The 16,013-nt window shown below is 75.7% G+C and carries 13 protein-coding genes and 1 tRNA gene; 5 read left to right on the top strand and 9 right to left on the bottom strand.

Going from position 1 to position 16,013, the window contains the following annotated elements; genetic code table 11:
• Positions 1-15 precede the first annotated feature (15 nt).
• Both B073_RS0132275 and B073_RS0132270 read left to right on the top strand, forming a co-directional pair.
• A complete protein-coding gene (locus B073_RS0132275; RefSeq protein ID WP_018542216.1) occupies positions 16-741 on the top strand; it encodes an aspartate/glutamate racemase family protein in 726 nt (241 codons plus the stop codon).
• A 187-nt stretch (positions 742-928) separates the two neighbouring features.
• Positions 929-2,059 (top strand): LLM class flavin-dependent oxidoreductase, encoded by a 1,131-nt coding sequence (locus tag B073_RS0132270; RefSeq protein ID WP_018542215.1) that lies wholly within the window; start codon positions 929-931, stop codon positions 2,057-2,059.
• Between the two features lie 36 nt (positions 2,060-2,095).
• On the opposite strand, the gene B073_RS0132265 is transcribed toward B073_RS0132270, so the two are convergent.
• Entirely contained in the window at positions 2,096-3,922 is a 1,827-nt protein-coding gene (locus tag B073_RS0132265) for a putative bifunctional diguanylate cyclase/phosphodiesterase (protein ID WP_018542214.1), read from the bottom strand.
• Positions 3,923-4,325: 403 nt separating this feature from the next.
• Here B073_RS0132265 and B073_RS0132260 point away from each other — a divergent pair, with 403 nt between their 5' ends.
• Positions 4,326-5,531 carry a M6 family metalloprotease domain-containing protein gene (locus B073_RS0132260; protein ID WP_018542213.1) on the top strand — a complete coding sequence of 402 codons (1,206 nt, stop codon included), beginning with the start codon at positions 4,326-4,328 and terminating at the stop codon, positions 5,529-5,531.
• 64 nt (positions 5,532-5,595) lie between these two features.
• Here B073_RS0132260 and B073_RS0132255 read toward each other — a convergent pair.
• The 6 genes from B073_RS0132255 to B073_RS0132230 all read right to left on the bottom strand — a co-directional run bounded on the left by B073_RS0132255 (position 5,596) and on the right by B073_RS0132230 (position 11,596).
• Positions 5,596-5,669, bottom strand: a tRNA-Lys gene (locus B073_RS0132255).
• 56 nt (positions 5,670-5,725) lie between these two features.
• Entirely contained in the window at positions 5,726-6,526 is an 801-nt protein-coding gene (locus tag B073_RS0132250) for a bifunctional DNA primase/polymerase (protein ID WP_018542212.1), read from the bottom strand.
• A 158-nt stretch (positions 6,527-6,684) separates the two neighbouring features.
• Positions 6,685-7,068 carry a hypothetical protein gene (locus tag B073_RS0132245; RefSeq protein WP_018542211.1) on the bottom strand — a complete coding sequence of 128 codons (384 nt, stop codon included), beginning with the start codon at positions 7,066-7,068 and terminating at the stop codon, positions 6,685-6,687.
• Between the two features lie 88 nt (positions 7,069-7,156).
• The gene (locus tag B073_RS0132240; RefSeq protein WP_018542210.1) at positions 7,157-8,524 is read right to left on the bottom strand and encodes an AAA domain-containing protein; all 1,368 of its coding nucleotides are present in this window, start codon (positions 8,522-8,524) and stop codon (positions 7,157-7,159) included.
• Between the two features lie 166 nt (positions 8,525-8,690).
• On the bottom strand, positions 8,691-10,289 hold the full coding sequence (locus B073_RS0132235) for a hypothetical protein (protein WP_018542209.1): 1,599 nt from the start codon (positions 10,287-10,289) through the stop codon (positions 8,691-8,693).
• Entirely contained in the window at positions 10,286-11,596 is a 1,311-nt protein-coding gene (locus B073_RS0132230; protein ID WP_018542208.1) for a hypothetical protein, read from the bottom strand. The genes B073_RS0132235 and B073_RS0132230 overlap by 4 nt, the downstream gene beginning before the upstream one ends.
• Positions 11,597-11,770: 174 nt before the next feature.
• Here B073_RS0132230 and B073_RS0132225 point away from each other — a divergent pair, with 174 nt between their 5' ends.
• The gene (locus tag B073_RS0132225; RefSeq protein ID WP_018542207.1) at positions 11,771-12,364 is read left to right on the top strand and encodes a histidine phosphatase family protein; all 594 of its coding nucleotides are present in this window, start codon (positions 11,771-11,773) and stop codon (positions 12,362-12,364) included.
• A gap of 43 nt (positions 12,365-12,407) precedes the next feature.
• Here the strand turns inward: B073_RS0132225 and B073_RS41880 are convergent, their stop codons facing one another.
• Positions 12,408-13,841, bottom strand: coding sequence for a hypothetical protein (locus B073_RS41880; protein WP_018542206.1), 1,434 nt, complete (start codon positions 13,839-13,841; stop codon positions 12,408-12,410).
• A gap of 279 nt (positions 13,842-14,120) precedes the next feature.
• Between B073_RS41880 and B073_RS0132215 the strand changes: the two genes are divergently transcribed.
• Positions 14,121-14,594 (top strand): hypothetical protein, encoded by a 474-nt coding sequence (locus B073_RS0132215; RefSeq protein WP_051094317.1) that lies wholly within the window; start codon positions 14,121-14,123, stop codon positions 14,592-14,594.
• A 73-nt stretch (positions 14,595-14,667) separates the two neighbouring features.
• Here B073_RS0132215 and B073_RS0132210 read toward each other — a convergent pair whose 3' ends face one another.
• Complete coding sequence (locus tag B073_RS0132210) at positions 14,668-15,915, bottom strand: glycosyltransferase (RefSeq protein ID WP_018542204.1); 1,248 nt, start codon at positions 15,913-15,915, stop codon at positions 14,668-14,670.
• Positions 15,916-16,013 lie beyond the last annotated feature (98 nt).

Raw genomic sequence — 16,013 nt, 5'->3', positions numbered from 1 at the left:
GCAAGGGAGACCTGCATGGCATCGGTCGGCTTCCTCTACCCCGGCCACTCCGCCGAGGACGACTACCCCCGGCTGGAGGCACTCCTGGGCGGCGCGGTCCGCCTGCCGCTCGTCCACACCGACATCGGCGAGGACGCCCACCGCGTCGACGCGCTGCGGGAGATGGGCTCGGCGGCCCGGCTCGCGGCCGGCGTCGGCGCACTGCGGGACCGCGGCGCCGAGGCCGTCGTCTGGGCCTGTACGAGCGCCAGCTTCGTCTACGGCTGGGAGGGCGCCCAGGAGCAGGTGCGGGAGCTGTCGGCCGCCGCCGGGCTGCCCGCCTCCAGCACCTCCTTCGCCTTCGCGCACGCCGTCCGGGCCCTCGGTGCCCGGCGGGTCGCGATCGCCGCCACCTATCCGACCGATGTCGCCGAGTGCTTCCACGCGTTCCTCAAGTCCGCCGGCATCGAGGTCGTCGCCACCCGCGGCAGCGGCGTCATCACCGCCGCCGAGGTCGGCACCTGGGGCCGCGACGAGGTCCTGGAGCTGGCCCGGGCCGGCGACCACCCCGACGCCGAGGCCGTCCTGCTCCCCGACACCGCCCTGCACACCGCCGCCCATCTGCCCGCCCTCGAAGCCGCGCTCGGCAAACCGGTCCTCACCGCCAATCAGGTGACGGTCTGGGAGGGCCTGCGACTCCTGGACCGCCCCCTCGCCTGCCCGGAACTGGGCACGCTCTTCTCCCGCCCGGCACGCGCCTAGGCTCTGGTCGACGGGCCCGCACGGGCCCGTCCCGCCCGCCACCCCGCCGTGCCCCCGGTCACCCGTTCGGACGCCTCGCCCCACCGGGAATAACCGGAGAATTGCTCCGGTTACCCTCCTCGCAGACCCGCAGTCCGGGCCCGCAGACCAACGACGTCAGAAGCGCGACGCGAGGAGGACCCGCACCGTGAGCGGCGAAGACCAGCAGACCCCGAGCACCGACGGCACCCCCGGGGACGACGGCATACGGGGCACCGCCCTCGGCACCGCACCCGTCCCCCTGTCCGTGCTCGACCTGGTGACGGTCGGCGCCGGCAGCACCGCCACCGCCGCGGTCCGCACCGCCGTCGACCTCGCCCGCACCGCCGAACGCCGCGGCTACCACCGCTACTGGGTCGCCGAGCACCACTCCATGCCCGGCGTCGCCTCCTCCTCGCCCGCGGTGCTCCTCGCCCACCTCGCCGCGCACACCGACCGCATCCGGCTCGGCTCCGGCGGCGTGATGCTCCCCAACCACGCCCCCCTGGTCATCGCCGAGCAGTTCGGCACCCTGGAGGCGATGGCCCCCGGCCGCGTCGACCTGGGCCTGGGCCGCGCCCCCGGCACCGACGGCGCCACCGCCGCCGCCCTCCGCCGCACCGAGCGGCTCCATGAGGGCGCCGATGACTTCCCGCAGCAGCTGGCCGAGTTGGCCCGTTTCCTCGACGACGACTTCCCCGACGGCCACCCCTACGCGCGCATCCACGCCGTCCCCGGCCCGGTCCAGTCGACCTCGCCCGGCGGCGTCCAGTCCCCGCACCGCCCGCCCCTGTGGCTGCTCGGCTCCTCCGGCTTCAGCGCCCGTCTGGCCGGCGCGCTCGGCCTGCCGTTCGCCTTCGCCCACCACTTCTCCGCGGCCAACACCGTCCCCGCCCTGGACCTCTACCGTTCCTCGTTCCGCCCCTCCGAGGTGCTCGCCGAGCCCTACGCCCTGATCGGCGTCTCCGCACTGGCCGCCGAGGACGAACAGGAGGCGCTCCGCCAGGTCCGCACCGGCGCCCTCGCCATGGTCCGGCTGCGCACCGGCCGCCCCGGCCTCGTCCCCACCCCCGAGGAGGCCGCCGCCCACCACTTCAGCGCCGTCGAGCAGGACTTCGTCGACAGCTGGCTCGGCAACGTCCTCCACGGCACCCCGGACGCCGTCCGCCAGGGCCTCGACGACCTCGCCAAGCGCACCGGCGCCGACGAGCTGATGATCACCGCCAACGCCCACACCGGCGAGGTCCGCCGCCGCTCCTACGACCTCATAGCCGACGCCTACGGGCTCCCTCGGGGCTGACGCCCGCCCGGCACCCGGTACGGGGCGCGCCGCGGCTCAGCCGCAGGCGCGCCCCGCGTCCAGCAACGCCTCCACCCGGTCCGGGGCCACCGGCCGGGAGTACAGCCAGCCCTGCCCGGTGTCACAGCCGATCCGGCGCAGCCGCTCGGCCTGCTCGGCGCTCTCCACGCACTCCGCCGTCACCGTCAGCCCCAGCCGGTGCGCCAGCGCGACCAGCGCCTCCACGATCACCTCGTCCGCCGGGTTCGGGTGCTCCTGCGACCGGAAGCCGTGCACGAACGACCCGTCCAGCTTCAGCACCGACACCGGCAGCCGGCTCAGATAGGCGAGGTTGGAGTAGCCGGTGCCGAAGTCGTCGATGGCGATCCGCACCCCCATGTCGCTGAGCGCCTGCAGCGCCTGCAGCGGCCGGCCCGCCGACCCCATCACCGCGGACTCGGTCAGCTCCAGCTGGAGCAGCCGCGGCGGCAGCCCGGTCTCCGCCAGGATTCCGGCGACGTCCGCGACCAGGTCGGAGTCCCACACCTGACGCACGGCCACATTCACGCTGACGAACAGCGGCTGGCCTCCGGGGTGCGCCAGCTGCCAGGCCCGCGCCTGATAGCAGGCGCGCTCCAGTACCCAGCGGCCCAGCTCCACGATCGCGCCGTTCTCCTCGGCCAGCGCGATGAACCGATTCGGCGACAGCACCCCGAACTGCGGGTGCCGCCACCGCACCAGCGCCTCCACCCCTTGCGCCCGGCCGTCCCCCAGCCCGACCAGTGGCTGGTACTCCAGCGTGAACTCCCCGCGGTCCACCGCCGGCCGCAGTGTGCTGGACAGCGCCTGCCGGGTCATCCGGTGGGCGTTGCGCTCCGGGTCGAAGAGCGTCCACCGGGCTTTGCCGTCCTCCTTCGCCCAGTACAGCGTGGTGTCCGCGGCCTGCATCAGACCCGTCGCGGTGGTCCCGCTGGCCGCCCGCTCCACCACGCCGATGCTCGCCGACACCGACATCCGCTGCCCGGCCAGGTCGAACGGCCGCTGGAGCGCGTCCAGTACGGACTGCGCCAGCTCCGCCAGCTGGTCGGTGCCGGTGGAGTCCTCCACCAGCAGCGCGAACTCGTCCCCGCCCAGCCGCGCCACCAGATGCCCGCCGCGGCCCGGCCCGCGCTCCGCGGCCCGCTCCGCACAGCGCGTCAGCCGCTGCGCCACCGCGCTCAGCAGCCGGTCGCCGACCCGGTGTCCCAGGGTGTCGTTGACCGCCTTGAAGCCGTCCAGGTCCAGGTAGCACAGCCCGATCCGGCCGGTGCCGGACCGCTCGAACGAGGCCGCCTCCAGCGCCGCGGAGAGCCGCTCGAAGAACAGCGTGCGGTTGGGCAGCCGGGTCACCGGGTCGTGCATCTGCAGATGCCGCAGCCGGGCCCGCAGATCGTGCCGGTCGCTGATGTCCGCCGCCGACAGCAGCACCCGCTCCTCGCCGCCCAGCGGCCCCTCGGTCACCGGCTCGACGGTCACCTCCACCCACACCGAGCTCCCGTCGGAGCGTTTCAGCCGCCGGGTGCAGCGCAGCCGCTCGCTGCGGCCGCACAGCACCTCGCGGTACGCGCTCCACACCCGCGGGTCGGCGCCCAGGTCGGTGAGGTCGGCGGCGGTGGCGGCGACCAGCTCGTCCGGGTCGGTGCCCACCAGGGCGCCCAGCGCGGGATTGGCGGCGAGCACCAGCCCGTCGCGGTTGAGGACGGCCATCGGCAGGCTCGCGGCGAGGAAGGCGGCGCGGTAGTCGCCGAGGGAGGCCGCGGTGCCGTCGCAGCGCGCCGAGGCGTCGCAGGGCGGAGAAGCGGACCGGTCGGTCGGGTCTTTGGTCGAACCATCACGCTCCGTCACTGACGGCAGTGTCGCTCCGGACGTGCGGCCCGTGCTGTCGGGGTGTCCGCTCACTGCTCGCTCCCGCATGGCGCTTGTCTCGTGACGGAGGGGGGACCTCGCCCTGGAAAGTGTGGCGATCATAGAGGCTGGCACGAGGGCCGATCCAGCGACGAAGCCGTGACCATCCGCACGCATGACGGAAGTTCAGCCAAATCTGTCCGGCTCTGTTCGCCCCTATTGCACCTTTAGTCGCTTGTGACTTTGCGTTACGAGACAGGGGAGGTGTCCAGGTCACCCCTTCGGGCTGCCATATCAGGACGAAGAGCATGAAATCACCTCAGGGTAAGTGGGTGTCCCGATTCCACCCCTGGAGGTCCACGTGCCGCGCGCTCAGACACCCCCCGGGGTGGACCGCCGACGCATGCGGCGCGTCGCAGCGATCGCCACCTCCCTGAGCGCGCTCATCGCCACCTCCATCGTCACCGGCCCCGCCACCGCCTCCGAAGCCGCCCTCTCCTGCGCCCTGGGACGCACCGACGCCCACCACTCCGAAGGCGTCGACAGCTGGAACGGCGCCTACCCCCGCCCCGACCGCCGGCTCGACGCGGTGATGATCTACCTCTCCTTCCCCGACGCCCGCCCCACCGCCACCCCGCAAGAGCTCTCCGGCGACTACTTCCCCGCCACCGACCGCTTCTTCGCCCGCGCCTCCTACGGCAGGTTCCGCCTCCGCACCCACGTCCACCACCACTGGGTCCGCATGCCGCACCCCTCCACCTGGTACGGCATACAGCGCGACTGGGACTCCGGACGCCGCTCCGCCTACCTCCGCGACGCGGTCGCCGCCGCCGACCCCGCCATCGACTTCAGCCGCTACGACCTCATCTACCTCGCCGCCGACCCCGGCGCCCCCGGCGTCGACTCCGACGCCACCAAGGTCGTCAACCTCGACCAGCCGATGCACGCCGACGGCGCCGAGCTCAGCCGCTTCGTCACCGTCTTCGAGCACAGCCCGCCGGACCGCAACGTCCTCGCCCACGAAACCGGCCACGTCTTCGACCTGCCGGACCTCTACCACCGCCCCGAGAACGGCCACGGCGACTGGGACACCTACGTGGGCGACTGGGACCTCATGGGCAGCCAGTTCGGACTGGCCCCCGACCCCTTCGCCTGGCACAAGTGGCGCCTGGGCTGGATCACCGACAGCCAGGTCGACTGCGTCTCCCTGGACCGTCCCCGGATGCACGCACTGCGCCCCCTCTCCGCGCCCGACGACCCCGCCGGCCCCCGCCGCCCCCGCCTCCTGGTCGTCCGCACCGGGCCCGAGACCGCCCTCGCCATGGAAGCCCGCGCCGCCGAGGGCAACGACCGCTCCCTCTGTACCGAGGGCGTCCTCGTCTACCGCGTCCGCAGCTCCACCGCGTCCGGCTCCGGTCCGGTCCGGGTCCTCGACGGCCACCCCGGTACCTCCGCCTGCTGGGGCACCTCCGTCTACCCGCCGCTCGCCGACGCCCCGCTCGGCGTGGGGGAGAGCCTCAACGACACCGAGGACGGCGTACACATCCAGGTTGAGGGCCGGTCCGGCGACGGCGAGTGGGCGGTCAAGGTCACCCACAGCACCGCGTAGTGCACGGCAGTGGGGCCCACGCACGCCGAAGGCCCCCACCGGAGTGGGGGCCTTCGACCGTCTGTGCGCCGCCAGGGACTCGAACCCCGGACCCGCTGATTAAGAGTCAGCTGCTCTAACCAACTGAGCTAGCGGCGCCTGCTGACGGAGGAAACATTAGCATCCTGGCCGGGGAGGGCAAAAACCGCTTCCCCTCAGCCGCCCGTCGGTCCCGTATCCACGCCCTGAACAGCCAATTCGTGGTGTTCGCGGGCAGTCTCCCGATCGGCCCCCAGCCCACCCCGCGCGGCCCGCACACAGGCCCACAACAACACCTCGGGCCCCGGCAGCCACGGCTCCCGCACATCCGGCGCGACCAGCCAGCGCGAGGCGGCGGGGGCGCCCGGGTCGCCGGCGGAATCCGGGTCGCCGGCGGAGGTCGGGGCGTCACCGTAGGCCGGGCCGGCCGTCGCACCCGCCTCACCCGCGCCGGCCGCGACGTCGATCGGCCACCCGGCCCCCGACGCCGTCCACCCGTACCCCTCGCCGGGCCTGAGGGCGGCGAACCCGCGTCCGGTCAGCGGCCCCCGCCGGCCACCCGCGGCGTGGGGGTGCAACGGCGGCACCGTCACCGCGTCCCCGCTGCCGTGGCACAGCAGGGGCGGCACCGCGCTGCCCCACTCCTCCCAGGCCAGCAGCGCGGGCAGCCGCTGGGCGGTGCCGGGGGCCGCGAACAGCAGGATCCGGCCGCGGTGCATGGCCACCGGCCCCGAACCGGGGCCGGCCGACCACAGCCGGTCCACCATGCGCCGTCCGAAGAGCGCCGGGGCGTTGATCACGTCGAAGACCGTGCCGCACGGCAGCGTGCTCGGCGCGGTGGGCCGCTCCGCCCACAGCCGGTGCAGACCCTCCGGATGCGGGCTGGTGGAGGCGAGCCAGTCGGCCCCGGCGAGGGTGACGTACGCCGTGGTGGGGAAGGCCGGGTTCCGGGGAGTCTCAGGCAGCCATTCGCTCATGGGACCGGTCTATCGACTCCCCGCGCCGCGCCAGAGCTGATTGCCGGAAACCGGGACAGCGCGGCGCGACGGGGAGTATCTTCCCCTCCCTGCATATGCCAGGGGCTCATGATCTTGACCCAAGGGCCAGGAGCGACCCCTGAGGTTCGTGTGACACCTCAGTCGGCGTCCGGCGGCACCGTGCTGCCGCTGCGCAGCAGGCTCCGGCCGAACTCGACCATCTTCTGCGCGTAGTCCTCGGTCCAGTCGGCCCGCTCGGCGACCTCCGCCAGCGGCAGCCGGTCGAAACGACGGGGGTCGGCCAGCTGGGCCGCGGCCATCGCCTGGAACTCCGTCGCGCGGTCGGCGGCCGCCCGGAAGGCGAGCGTGAGCTCGGTCGCGCGGCCGAGGAGCGCGCCGGGATCGTCCATCGACTCCAGCCCGAAGAAGTGCTCGGGGTCGGCGGTGGCCTCGGGCGGCTCGAACAGCAGCTGCGCGGGCCTCATGCGGCGGGGGGCGGGCGCCGTACCGCGGGGATCGGGAGCCGGCTGCGGCTCGGACATGTACCTACCTCCATCGTTGTCTGCCGCATTCCATTGTCCCGCCCGGCGCAAGGGGGCCGCGACGCCGCGGAGATCCGTCGGAAGCGCCCTAGGGGCGGAGGGGGATCCGGTGCTCCGCGAGGTGGGACAGGACGGCGTGGTTGGCCTCCCAGCCGTCCGGGAACTTCACGGTGACGCCCAGTCGGACCGGTTCCGTGGCGGGGTGCTCGTCGAGGAGTTCGGCGACGCCGGCGCGGCAGACGACGATGCAGGCGTGCCGGTGCCGGGAGGCGAGTACGCACAGCCGTCCGGTCTCCAGGTGGAAGGCGGTCGCGTCGGGGCGGCCGGAGAGCGGGTGCAGGACGACGGTGACGTCGAACTCGCGGCCCTGGAGGCGGTTGGCGGTGTCGACGGTCACGCCGGTCACGCCCAGCTCGGCGAGGGCGGCGCGGACGGCCGCGGCCTGGTCGCGGTGGGCGGTGCCGACCGCGATCCGGGCGGCGGTCAGGGGCGCGGGCGCGTCGGACTGCTCGCTGGTGGCGGCGCCGCCGCGGTCCAGGAGGCGGCGGACGACCCCGGCCAGGGCGTGCACCGCCTCCGGATCGGTGCGCGGGGTGTGCCGGGCGGGCAGTTCCAACAGCCCCCAGCCGGACTCCGCGGCCTCGTCCAGGACGCGGTCCACGGCCGAGCCGTCGCCCGCGACGCCGAACGCCAGCCGCCGGTCGCCGGGCCCGGTGCCGCTGCGGAACGGGGTGTACGGGTAGAACGCGCCGGACACCAGGGGCGCGGCGGAGGCCGGCAGCCGCCAGGAGACGGGGAGGCGGTGCTGCGGCAGGTCCGGGTTGTGGGCGAGGAGGGTGGAGACCGCGCTGGCGGAGGGGTCGTAGGAGAGGCCGGCCCACTGCTCGGCGCCGACCACGCTGAACGGGTCCAGCTGGCCCGGGTCGCCGACGAAGAGCGCCCGCTCGAAGAGCCCGGCGACGCTCAGCAGCGCGTCCGAGCGCATCTGGTACGCCTCGTCCACGATGGCGTGCCCCCAGGGCTCCTCGACCTTGGTGTAGGCCCACTTGGCGGCGGTGGAGACGACGACGTCCATGGCGGTGAGGTCGGCGATCCGGGCGGAGGTGCGGACGGCGGGGAGCTCCGCGAGGGCGGGGTCGTGGGCACCGGGTTCGCTGGAGTGGAGCCGGCCCACGGGGAGGTCGGGGTCCTTCGCGGCGAGGCGCAGGACGAGGTCGTCCACCTGGGCGTTGGTCTGCGCGACGATCATCAGCCGGCGGCCCGCGGCGGCCAGTTCGCGGGCGGCGCGGACGACCAGGGTGGACTTCCCGGCGCCCGGCGGGGAGTCCGCGACCACGCCGCGGCGGGTGCTGTGCAGCGTGTCGCGGAGGATCGCGTCGGTGGCCTCGGCGGCCGCCGCGGCGGGGTCGGCCGGCGGCGGCGCGGACAGGGGCGGCGGGGGCGGAGGGGGCGTCATACCGGGTCGCTCTCCGGGGAGTTGGTGGTCGGTGGTCGGCGGCAGGGGCCGGCGTGCGGACGTACGGCCGGGAACCGGTGGCGGAGCCCGCCCGTCACGAGAAGCCGGCTCCGCACGGGAGGCCCGCCCGTCACGGAGGGCCCGCCCCTCACGGGAGGCCCGCTCCTCACAGGAAGTCCTCCGCGGTCACCGCGTCCGCGGCCGGTGGTGGCGCGTCGTCGGTGACGGCCGGCGGGCCGCCGTGTGTCCAGGGGGTGTCCTCCGGTTCCGGGAGGGCGGGGCCGCCGCGCGGGGCGTGGGCGAAGAGGGTCCAGCACACGGTGTCACCGGGTTCCGGGACCGTGCCCGGTTCGGGGGTGCGGGCGCGGCCCATGCCGCCGGTGAGCCGGAGCACCGGCGCGCCCGGGTCGTCGTCGGCGTGGGCGACGAACTCGGCGGTCTGGGTGCGGCCGTCGGCGAGCGCGCGGTGGAGCCGAACGCCCTCGTCCAGTGCGGGGCGGTCGCCGGTGCGCAGGGTCACCAGGGGGCGCGGCATCGGCCGGGCGCCCTCGGAGAACGCCGGCTCGACGGCGGTGACCGTGCCCTGCAGCGCCTCGCCGGCCAGCCGCCGGGCGGCCATCACCAGGGGGTCGTCCAGGGCTTCCTGGGCGTAGAGTTGGGCCTGTGCGGCCTCGCGGGAGGCGAGTTTCCGGGCGGCGGTGACCGCGTCGTCCCGGGTGGGCTGCGGGGGTTCCCCGGCGCGGATCCGGTCGCGGTGGGCGGTGTACGACCAGCGGTCGCGCTTCCACCGGTCGGGGACGCGGGCGCCCTCGGGGAGCGCGCGGAGCAGGTCGAGGCCCTGCCAGACGGCGTCCCAGGTGGGCCGCAGCCGGCTCTCGACGAGGGCGCGGATCTCTTCCGCGGCGCCGGGCAGTCCGGCGTCGTGGCGGGCCATGGCGGGGGCCAGCAGCCGGTTGTCGAAGGCCGGGTCGGTGGCGGGGCCGGCGGGCGGGCAGTGCAGTTGGCCGTCCGCGTCGCGGGCTGCCTCGGCGAACGCGGCGGCCTCCTGGGCCGGGACGCGTTGAAGCGCCGGCGCGTCGCGCCGACTTCCGGGGGTGGAGGTCGGGTGACGGGTGGGCATGATCCAGGCGAGGAGTGCGCCCAGGTGCTGGTCCTCCAGGGCGCTCTGGCCGGTCGCCCAGTGGCGGGTCAGCAGGCCCGTCATGGACTGCAGCAGGCAGGCGCCCGGCACCCGGGCGCGCTCGCCGAGGTGGGTGAACCAGCGGCCCAGCAGCGGGACGTGCGGCGGCGCCGGGTGGGGCGTCTCCGGGTCCTGTTCGGCCGTCCGCCGGAACCGCATCGAGCGGCCCAGCAGCCGGACGTACTCGACGCCGGCGGCGCTGGGCACGATCAACTGCGGGGCGTCCGTGCACAGTTCGACCTGCACCGGGACCTTCTTGCCGGTCTCGGCGTCGGTCTCCTTGCGCTCCTCGTACTCGACGTCGTCGGCGAAGCCCTCCACGTAGGGCAGCACCGCCTCGGCCAGGTCGGCGAGGAAGGCGAACCGCAGGTCGCGGTCGCGGGGCTGGGGGACGGTCAGCAGCAGGGGCTTCTCCCGGTCGGTGCCGACGAGTGCGCCCAGCGGGGCGCCGGCCTCGCCGGCGGTGGTCAACGGGACGAGGACCAGCGGGTGTTCGGCGAGGTGGCGGTGGCGGACCGTGGTCAGCGGCCGGGCGCGGCCGGCGGCCACCGCCTCCATCCGGGCCAGTGTCTCGATGAGCGTCATGCGTCCTTCCCCTTCCCGTCCCGGGGCGCGGGCGGGGCCGCGGCGTCAGCCGCTCCGGTGAATGGGGCCTCCCCTGCTCGAACGGAGTTGAGAGCTTGGGGAACGGTGCTTGCACCGGGAGGTGTGGCGCCGGAGAGGGCCTCGGCGCGCAGTGCGGCGGCGGTGCGGAGGGCCTGGACGGCGGGGTCGCCGGGGTCGGCCTCCGGTGCGCCGGCGGCGGCCGCCAGGGCCTCCTCGATGGTGCGCAGTCCGCCCAGCTCGCCCCGTACGGAGCGGCCCAGGGTCTCCACCGCGCCCTCCTGGCGGGCCCGTTGGCGGCAGTGGAAGGCCAGTTCGCAGGCGGCCAGGCACTCGGGTGCGTAGGCGGCGGGGACCGCTTCGACGGCCTCGGCCAGTTCCGGGGCCGGGCGGGTCGCGGTCCGGCCGTCGTCGGCGAGCCGGAGGTCGAAGGTGGTGCCCGCGGGGAGTGCGGCGGCGATCTCCTCGACGCGGGTGAGCCGGGCCAGCTGGCGGCGGGTGGTGGCGAGCTGCTTGCGGACGTCGACGGGGGCGGCGGTGGGGAGGTTGGAGAAGTCCTTGGGGCAGACCAGCAGTATCCGGTCGCGGACCCGGACGGGGCGGCCGGTGTGCGCCGCGGCGTGCGCCGCGACCGCCTCCAGGGCGAGGACGTACACGGCAGCCTGCCGGGCCGCGGCGCCCACCTTGGCGGCGTCCGCGGCGCCGTCGATCAGGGGGAAGGACTTGATCTCGACGACGGTCCAGGTGCCGTCCGGGTGCACCACCACGGCGTCCGGCTCGACGTAGGCGGGGGAGCCGGCGACGTCCATGGCCAGCAGCGGGTGGTCCAGCAGCGCCCAGCCGCCGGCGGCGGCCGCCTCGCGCAGTGCCAGCGCGGTGCGGGCCGCCCGGCCCTCGGGCCCGGCCGCGGACAGGTCTGGGCGGGCCACCGCGTCGTGCTCCGGGACGGCGGTGCCCGGTGCGAGCCGCTCGCACAGCAGCCGCAGCAGTTCCGTGCCGCCGTCGGCCTTCACCCGCGCCTCGAAGGAGTTGCCGCGGGCCAGGGCGAACTGCGACTGGCCGTAGGCGGCGGGCGAGCCGAGCGCGCGGGCCAGCGCGCCCTTGTCGACGCCCGCACCGCCCAGGAGTGCCCGGCGTCGGCAGCCGGGGTTGGCGGCGAGCGCGGCGAGTGCGCGGGCGTCCAGCGACCGGGGGCGCACGCCGGGGCCGCGCAGTTCGGTCAGGCGCTGCCGCAGACCGGGGACGTTCGTCGTGGCCGCCGCGGGCCGGCTTTCGCGGGAAACGTTCACCTGCCGAAGTCTGGCATCCGGGGCCCCGGTCCGGGCACGGTCCCCCGAGCCCGCGCGAGGCCCCGGCGGGCTCCGCGACGGGTGCGCGATGATGGAGGGGCCGCGGTCAGCGCCGCCCGCGCCCAGCCAAGCACGACGAGAAGCCGGCATCGATCCCGGCGAGAGGTACGACCCATGGCACCGCGCATATTTCTGGCCCGGCACGGACAGACGGAGTGGTCCGTCTCCGGCCGGCACACCGGACGCACCGACATCCCCCTGCTGGACGAGGGGAGGCGGGGCGCCAAGCTGCTGGGCGAGCGGCTGCACCGCGCCCCCTTCGACGGCCTGCCGGGCGTCGAGGTCCGCACCAGCCCCCTGGTGCGCGCCAAGGAGACCTGCGAGCTGGCGGGTTTCGGGGAGCGGGCCGAGGAGTGGGACGCGCTGCTGGAGGTCGACTACGGCGCGTACGAGGGGCTGACGCCGGCGCAGATCAAGGCGGACCGGCCGGACTGGCTGATCTGGCGGGACGGGGTGCCGGCGGGCGAGACGCTCGCCGAGGTCTCGGCGCGGGCCGACGCGGTGGTCGACTGGGCGCGCTCGGCCGACCGCGATGTGCTGGTCTTCGCGCACGGCCACATCCTGCGGGTGCTGGGCGCGCGCTGGCTGGGCCTGGACGTCTCCTTCGCGGCGCGGCTCCGGCTGGCGCCGACGTCGCTGTCGGTGCTCGGCTGGGCCTACGGCGAGCCGGCCGTGGAGAGCTGGAACGAGACCGGCCACCTGGACTGAGCCGGCGACGCACCCGGCGGGGGCGTGGCCGCCGCCCCGGGATTCAGGCCGGCCGGCGTCCGGTGGGCCCGCTCGCTGCGGCCGCCCGGTGCCGCCGCAGGAATTCGGCGACCGGGCCGCAGCTGCGGTACGGGCGGAGCGCGGCCGCGACGCCGTCCAGCATCGTCCGGATCCGGGCCGAGCGGACCTGTTCCAGCAGGCCGAGGGTGCGCAGGGCGGCCGCGGCGGCCTCCTCGGCGGCGCCGCCGGCCGCGAGGTTGCCGGCCAGCTCGGTGCTGAACAGCGCGATGTTGCGGGTGAAGTGCGGGTCCTGCCGGGCCACCGCGTGCCGGGCGTGGTCCGCCGCGCGCCCGTGCTCGCCCAGCGCCGCCCAGCACTGCGCCGTGAGGCCGGCGAGTTCGGCCTCGCCGTAGAAGCTCATCCACTCGGGGTCGTGGTCGCCGGGGCCGGCGGCGAAGAGCCGCTCGGCGCGGGTCAGGGCCTGGGTGCAGCCGGTGCGGTCGCCGAGCCCGGCCCAGCCGCCGGCCTCGCGCAGCGCCAGCAGCGACCGCAGCCGCGGCGAGCCGAGCCGTTTGGCGGCCTGCTGGGCGGCCTGCGCGGCCCGTACGGCCTCGCGCGGTCGGCCGGCGTCGCGGGCCAGGAAGGCGGTGTTGCAGAACGCGTGGGCCTCCAGCGCGGCGTCGCCGCAGACCCGGGCGGTGGACAGCGCCTCGGCGTAGTGCGAGCGGGCGTCGTCGAAGCGGCCGGAGTCGTGCGCCAACCAGCCGACGGAGATGGCGAGTTCGCCGGCGCCGGTGTGCAGCCGGTCGTAGACGGCGCGGCGTTGGACGCCGGCGTCGAGCAGTTCGTAGGCGGCGCGCAGGGGTTGGACGGCGCGGTGGTAGAGGCCGTCGGCGCCGTGCCGGTCGTCGAGCAGGCGGATCCGGCGGACGGCTTCCTCGACGGCGGTGGCCTCGGTGGCGCCGGCCCGGGCGCCGGGTGCGGTACGGGGTCCGGGCACGGCCGCCGACGGGGGGAACGGTGCGTGCGCCGGGGGACAGAGGCCGGCCAGGCCCAGGGCGGCAGCCGGGCCGCCGGTGATGAACGCGCGACGTAGCACGTCGCTCTCCTCGCAGTTCTGGATACGGGTATCGCGGTGGTCGGGGTCGGTCGCCAGGGACGCGGCGCCGTCGGTACGCGCCCCCCGTCCGCGTACCGTCTCCCGCGGCTCGAACCCCATGTCGGGCAGCGTCAGCCCGGGGAACATGTGCCGGAACACCCGTTCGTAGGCGTAGTTCGGGCACCGGATCTCCCCGGACTCGACGCGGCCCACATAGCGGGCGTCGCACGAGACCTGCTCGCCGATCTCACGGGCGGCCCGTCGGACCGCCGCCGCGAACTCGCCGGGCGACAGCCGGCCGCGCAGCTGTCGGAAGGCGGAGTTCGGGCGGGCGGATACGGTGCGGGACGACGCTGAACGCTGAGCTTGCGACGTCATGGCGGACCTCTCCGTGCCCCAGGGCCCGCCCGGTGTTCACGGCCGGGTCCGACCCCGATCCACCGGCAGGCCCTCCTCCGTGCCATCGTGTGACCTTGCCGCGTCCTGGCGGTGCGGCGGGACGACGGTACCGGCTGTGACGGCTCCGCCACCCTGAGTTTGGCTACAAACCGGAATATCTCACCCGCGATCCGCCATGAAGTGCCATCCTTTGCAGCGTTCCGCCGCCGTAGCTGTTGACGCGTTTCTCCGTTGAAGTCGGTGTAAAGGGTGTGGCGCGTGCAGGAGGAGGGGTTCTCCGTGTGGGAGACCGGCGTCAGCAGGGGCGGCAAGGAGTCCGCGGGCCGGGCCGCGGCCCGCGAGGGGCGCACCGCCCCGGGGAGCGTCGCCCGGCCCTGTGACCTGGTCACGGTCCCGGCCCGGCAGGGGCTGGAGGCGGTGGACATCCTGCGGCTGCGGGACGGCGTCGGCCCGGTCCTGCACGACGGTGCCTGCGACACCCTCGGCTTCCTGGTCCCGCCGGGGACGGCCGACGGCTGGGACGTGCCGGGCAGCGCCTGCACGCAGACCTCGGGGCGCGGGATCTCCCTGGCCGGGCCGGACGGCGGGCCGGTGCCGGAGCCGCCGGTGCAGGGGACCGGCTGGCTGGTGCCGCCGGAGGGGGCCTACGCCGACGCCACCGACCCGGTGGTGCTGCGGGCGGCGCTGGGCGAGGCGGCCCGCACGATCGAGGCGGTCGACCGCTGCCAGTGAGGCGGCGGTGGTGTGACACGCGGCGGCGGGACGGCCCGGGGCCGTCCCGCCGCCGCGCACCGCTGCCGGCCGGTCAGCGCTGGGAGAGCGAGTGCCCGTCCGGGGCCGGCGCCGGGGAGGGGTCGGGCAGCGAGAAGCCCGGGGGCAGTCCCGGCGGGCCGGCGGGCAGGGTGGCGGGTTCCGGTGCCGGACGGTTCCGGCGGGCCGCGGCCAGGGCCTGCTCGTAGACGGCCGTCAGTTCCCGGGCGCTGCGGTCGATGTCGTAGCGGTGCACCACCGGCGGCACCGGCAGGCGGCCCGGTTCGGTACGTCGCAACTCCCTGAGCGCGGCGGTCAGTTCGTGGACGCCGTGGCCGAAGCGGCGGGCGCCGGGGGCCTGGTCCGCGGGGAGGTCGTCGACGGCCGGGCAGCTGCCGTGGAGGACGTGCAGTCCGGACGCCAGGGCCTCCAGGGCGGCCAGGCCGAACGCCTGGTCGGGGGTGGGCGAGACGAAGACGTCGATGGCCGACAGCATGCGGGGGACGCCCGGTCCGTCGCCGGGGACCGGTCCGGGCTCGCCGCCGTCGGCGCCGAGGAGGTGGATGCGGTCGCCGGAGCCGAACTGCCCGGCCATCCGCCGCAGCGGCTCCAGCTCGGGCCCGTCGCCGGCCAGCAGCAGGTGGACGCCGGGCAGCTGGGTCACCGCCCGGACCAGGACGTCGAACCGCTTGCCGGGCACCAGCCGGCCGGCGCCGCCGACCACGAAGGTGTCGGGCGCCAGGCCGAGCCGGGCCCGGAGGGTGGCCCGGGCGGCCGGGTCGTAGGCGAAGCGGTGCGCCTCGATGCCGTTGGGCACCACGTGGATCCGCCGCTCGGGGACGCCCCAGCGGCGGAGCCGGGCGGCGACGGTGTCGGAGACCGCGACGGTCGCCGAGCCCAGCCGCTCGGTGGCCCGGTACAGGGTGCGGACGCCGCGGGTCAGCCGGCGGCCCTCGATGACGGCGTCGCCCAGCGAGTGCTCGGTGGCGACGACCGCGCGGACGCCGGCCATCCGGGCGGCGACCCGGCCGTAGACGCAGGCCCGGTAGAGGTGGGTGTGGATGACGTCGGGGGCGGTGTCGCGGATCAGGGCGGACAGGCGGGGGAGTACGGACAGGTCCCGGTTGCCGGTCATTTCGAGGTGGGTGACGGGGGTGCCGTCCGCCTCGATGGCCTCGGCGAGCGGGCCGGGGGTGGTCAGGGTGACGACCTCGCAGTGGGCGGGCAGCCGGCGCAGCAGCAGCCGCAGCTGCTGTGCGGCGCCGCCCACTTCGAGGCCGGTGATGACGTGCAGGACTTTCACCGGATCCCTCCAGGGGTAGCGGCCAGGGTGGCCTGGTCAGCGGCCGGGTCGGCCTCGTCGGGGGCGGGCGCACGGCGGTGCGGCGGGGGCGGGGTGCG

This window comes from Streptomyces sp. MspMP-M5, from assembly GCF_000373585.1.
In the GTDB taxonomy this organism is placed as follows: Bacteria; Actinomycetota; Actinomycetes; order Streptomycetales; family Streptomycetaceae; genus Streptomyces.
Note: the sequence above shows the minus strand (reverse complement) of the source record. Positions and strands in the feature narration are given on the sequence as shown.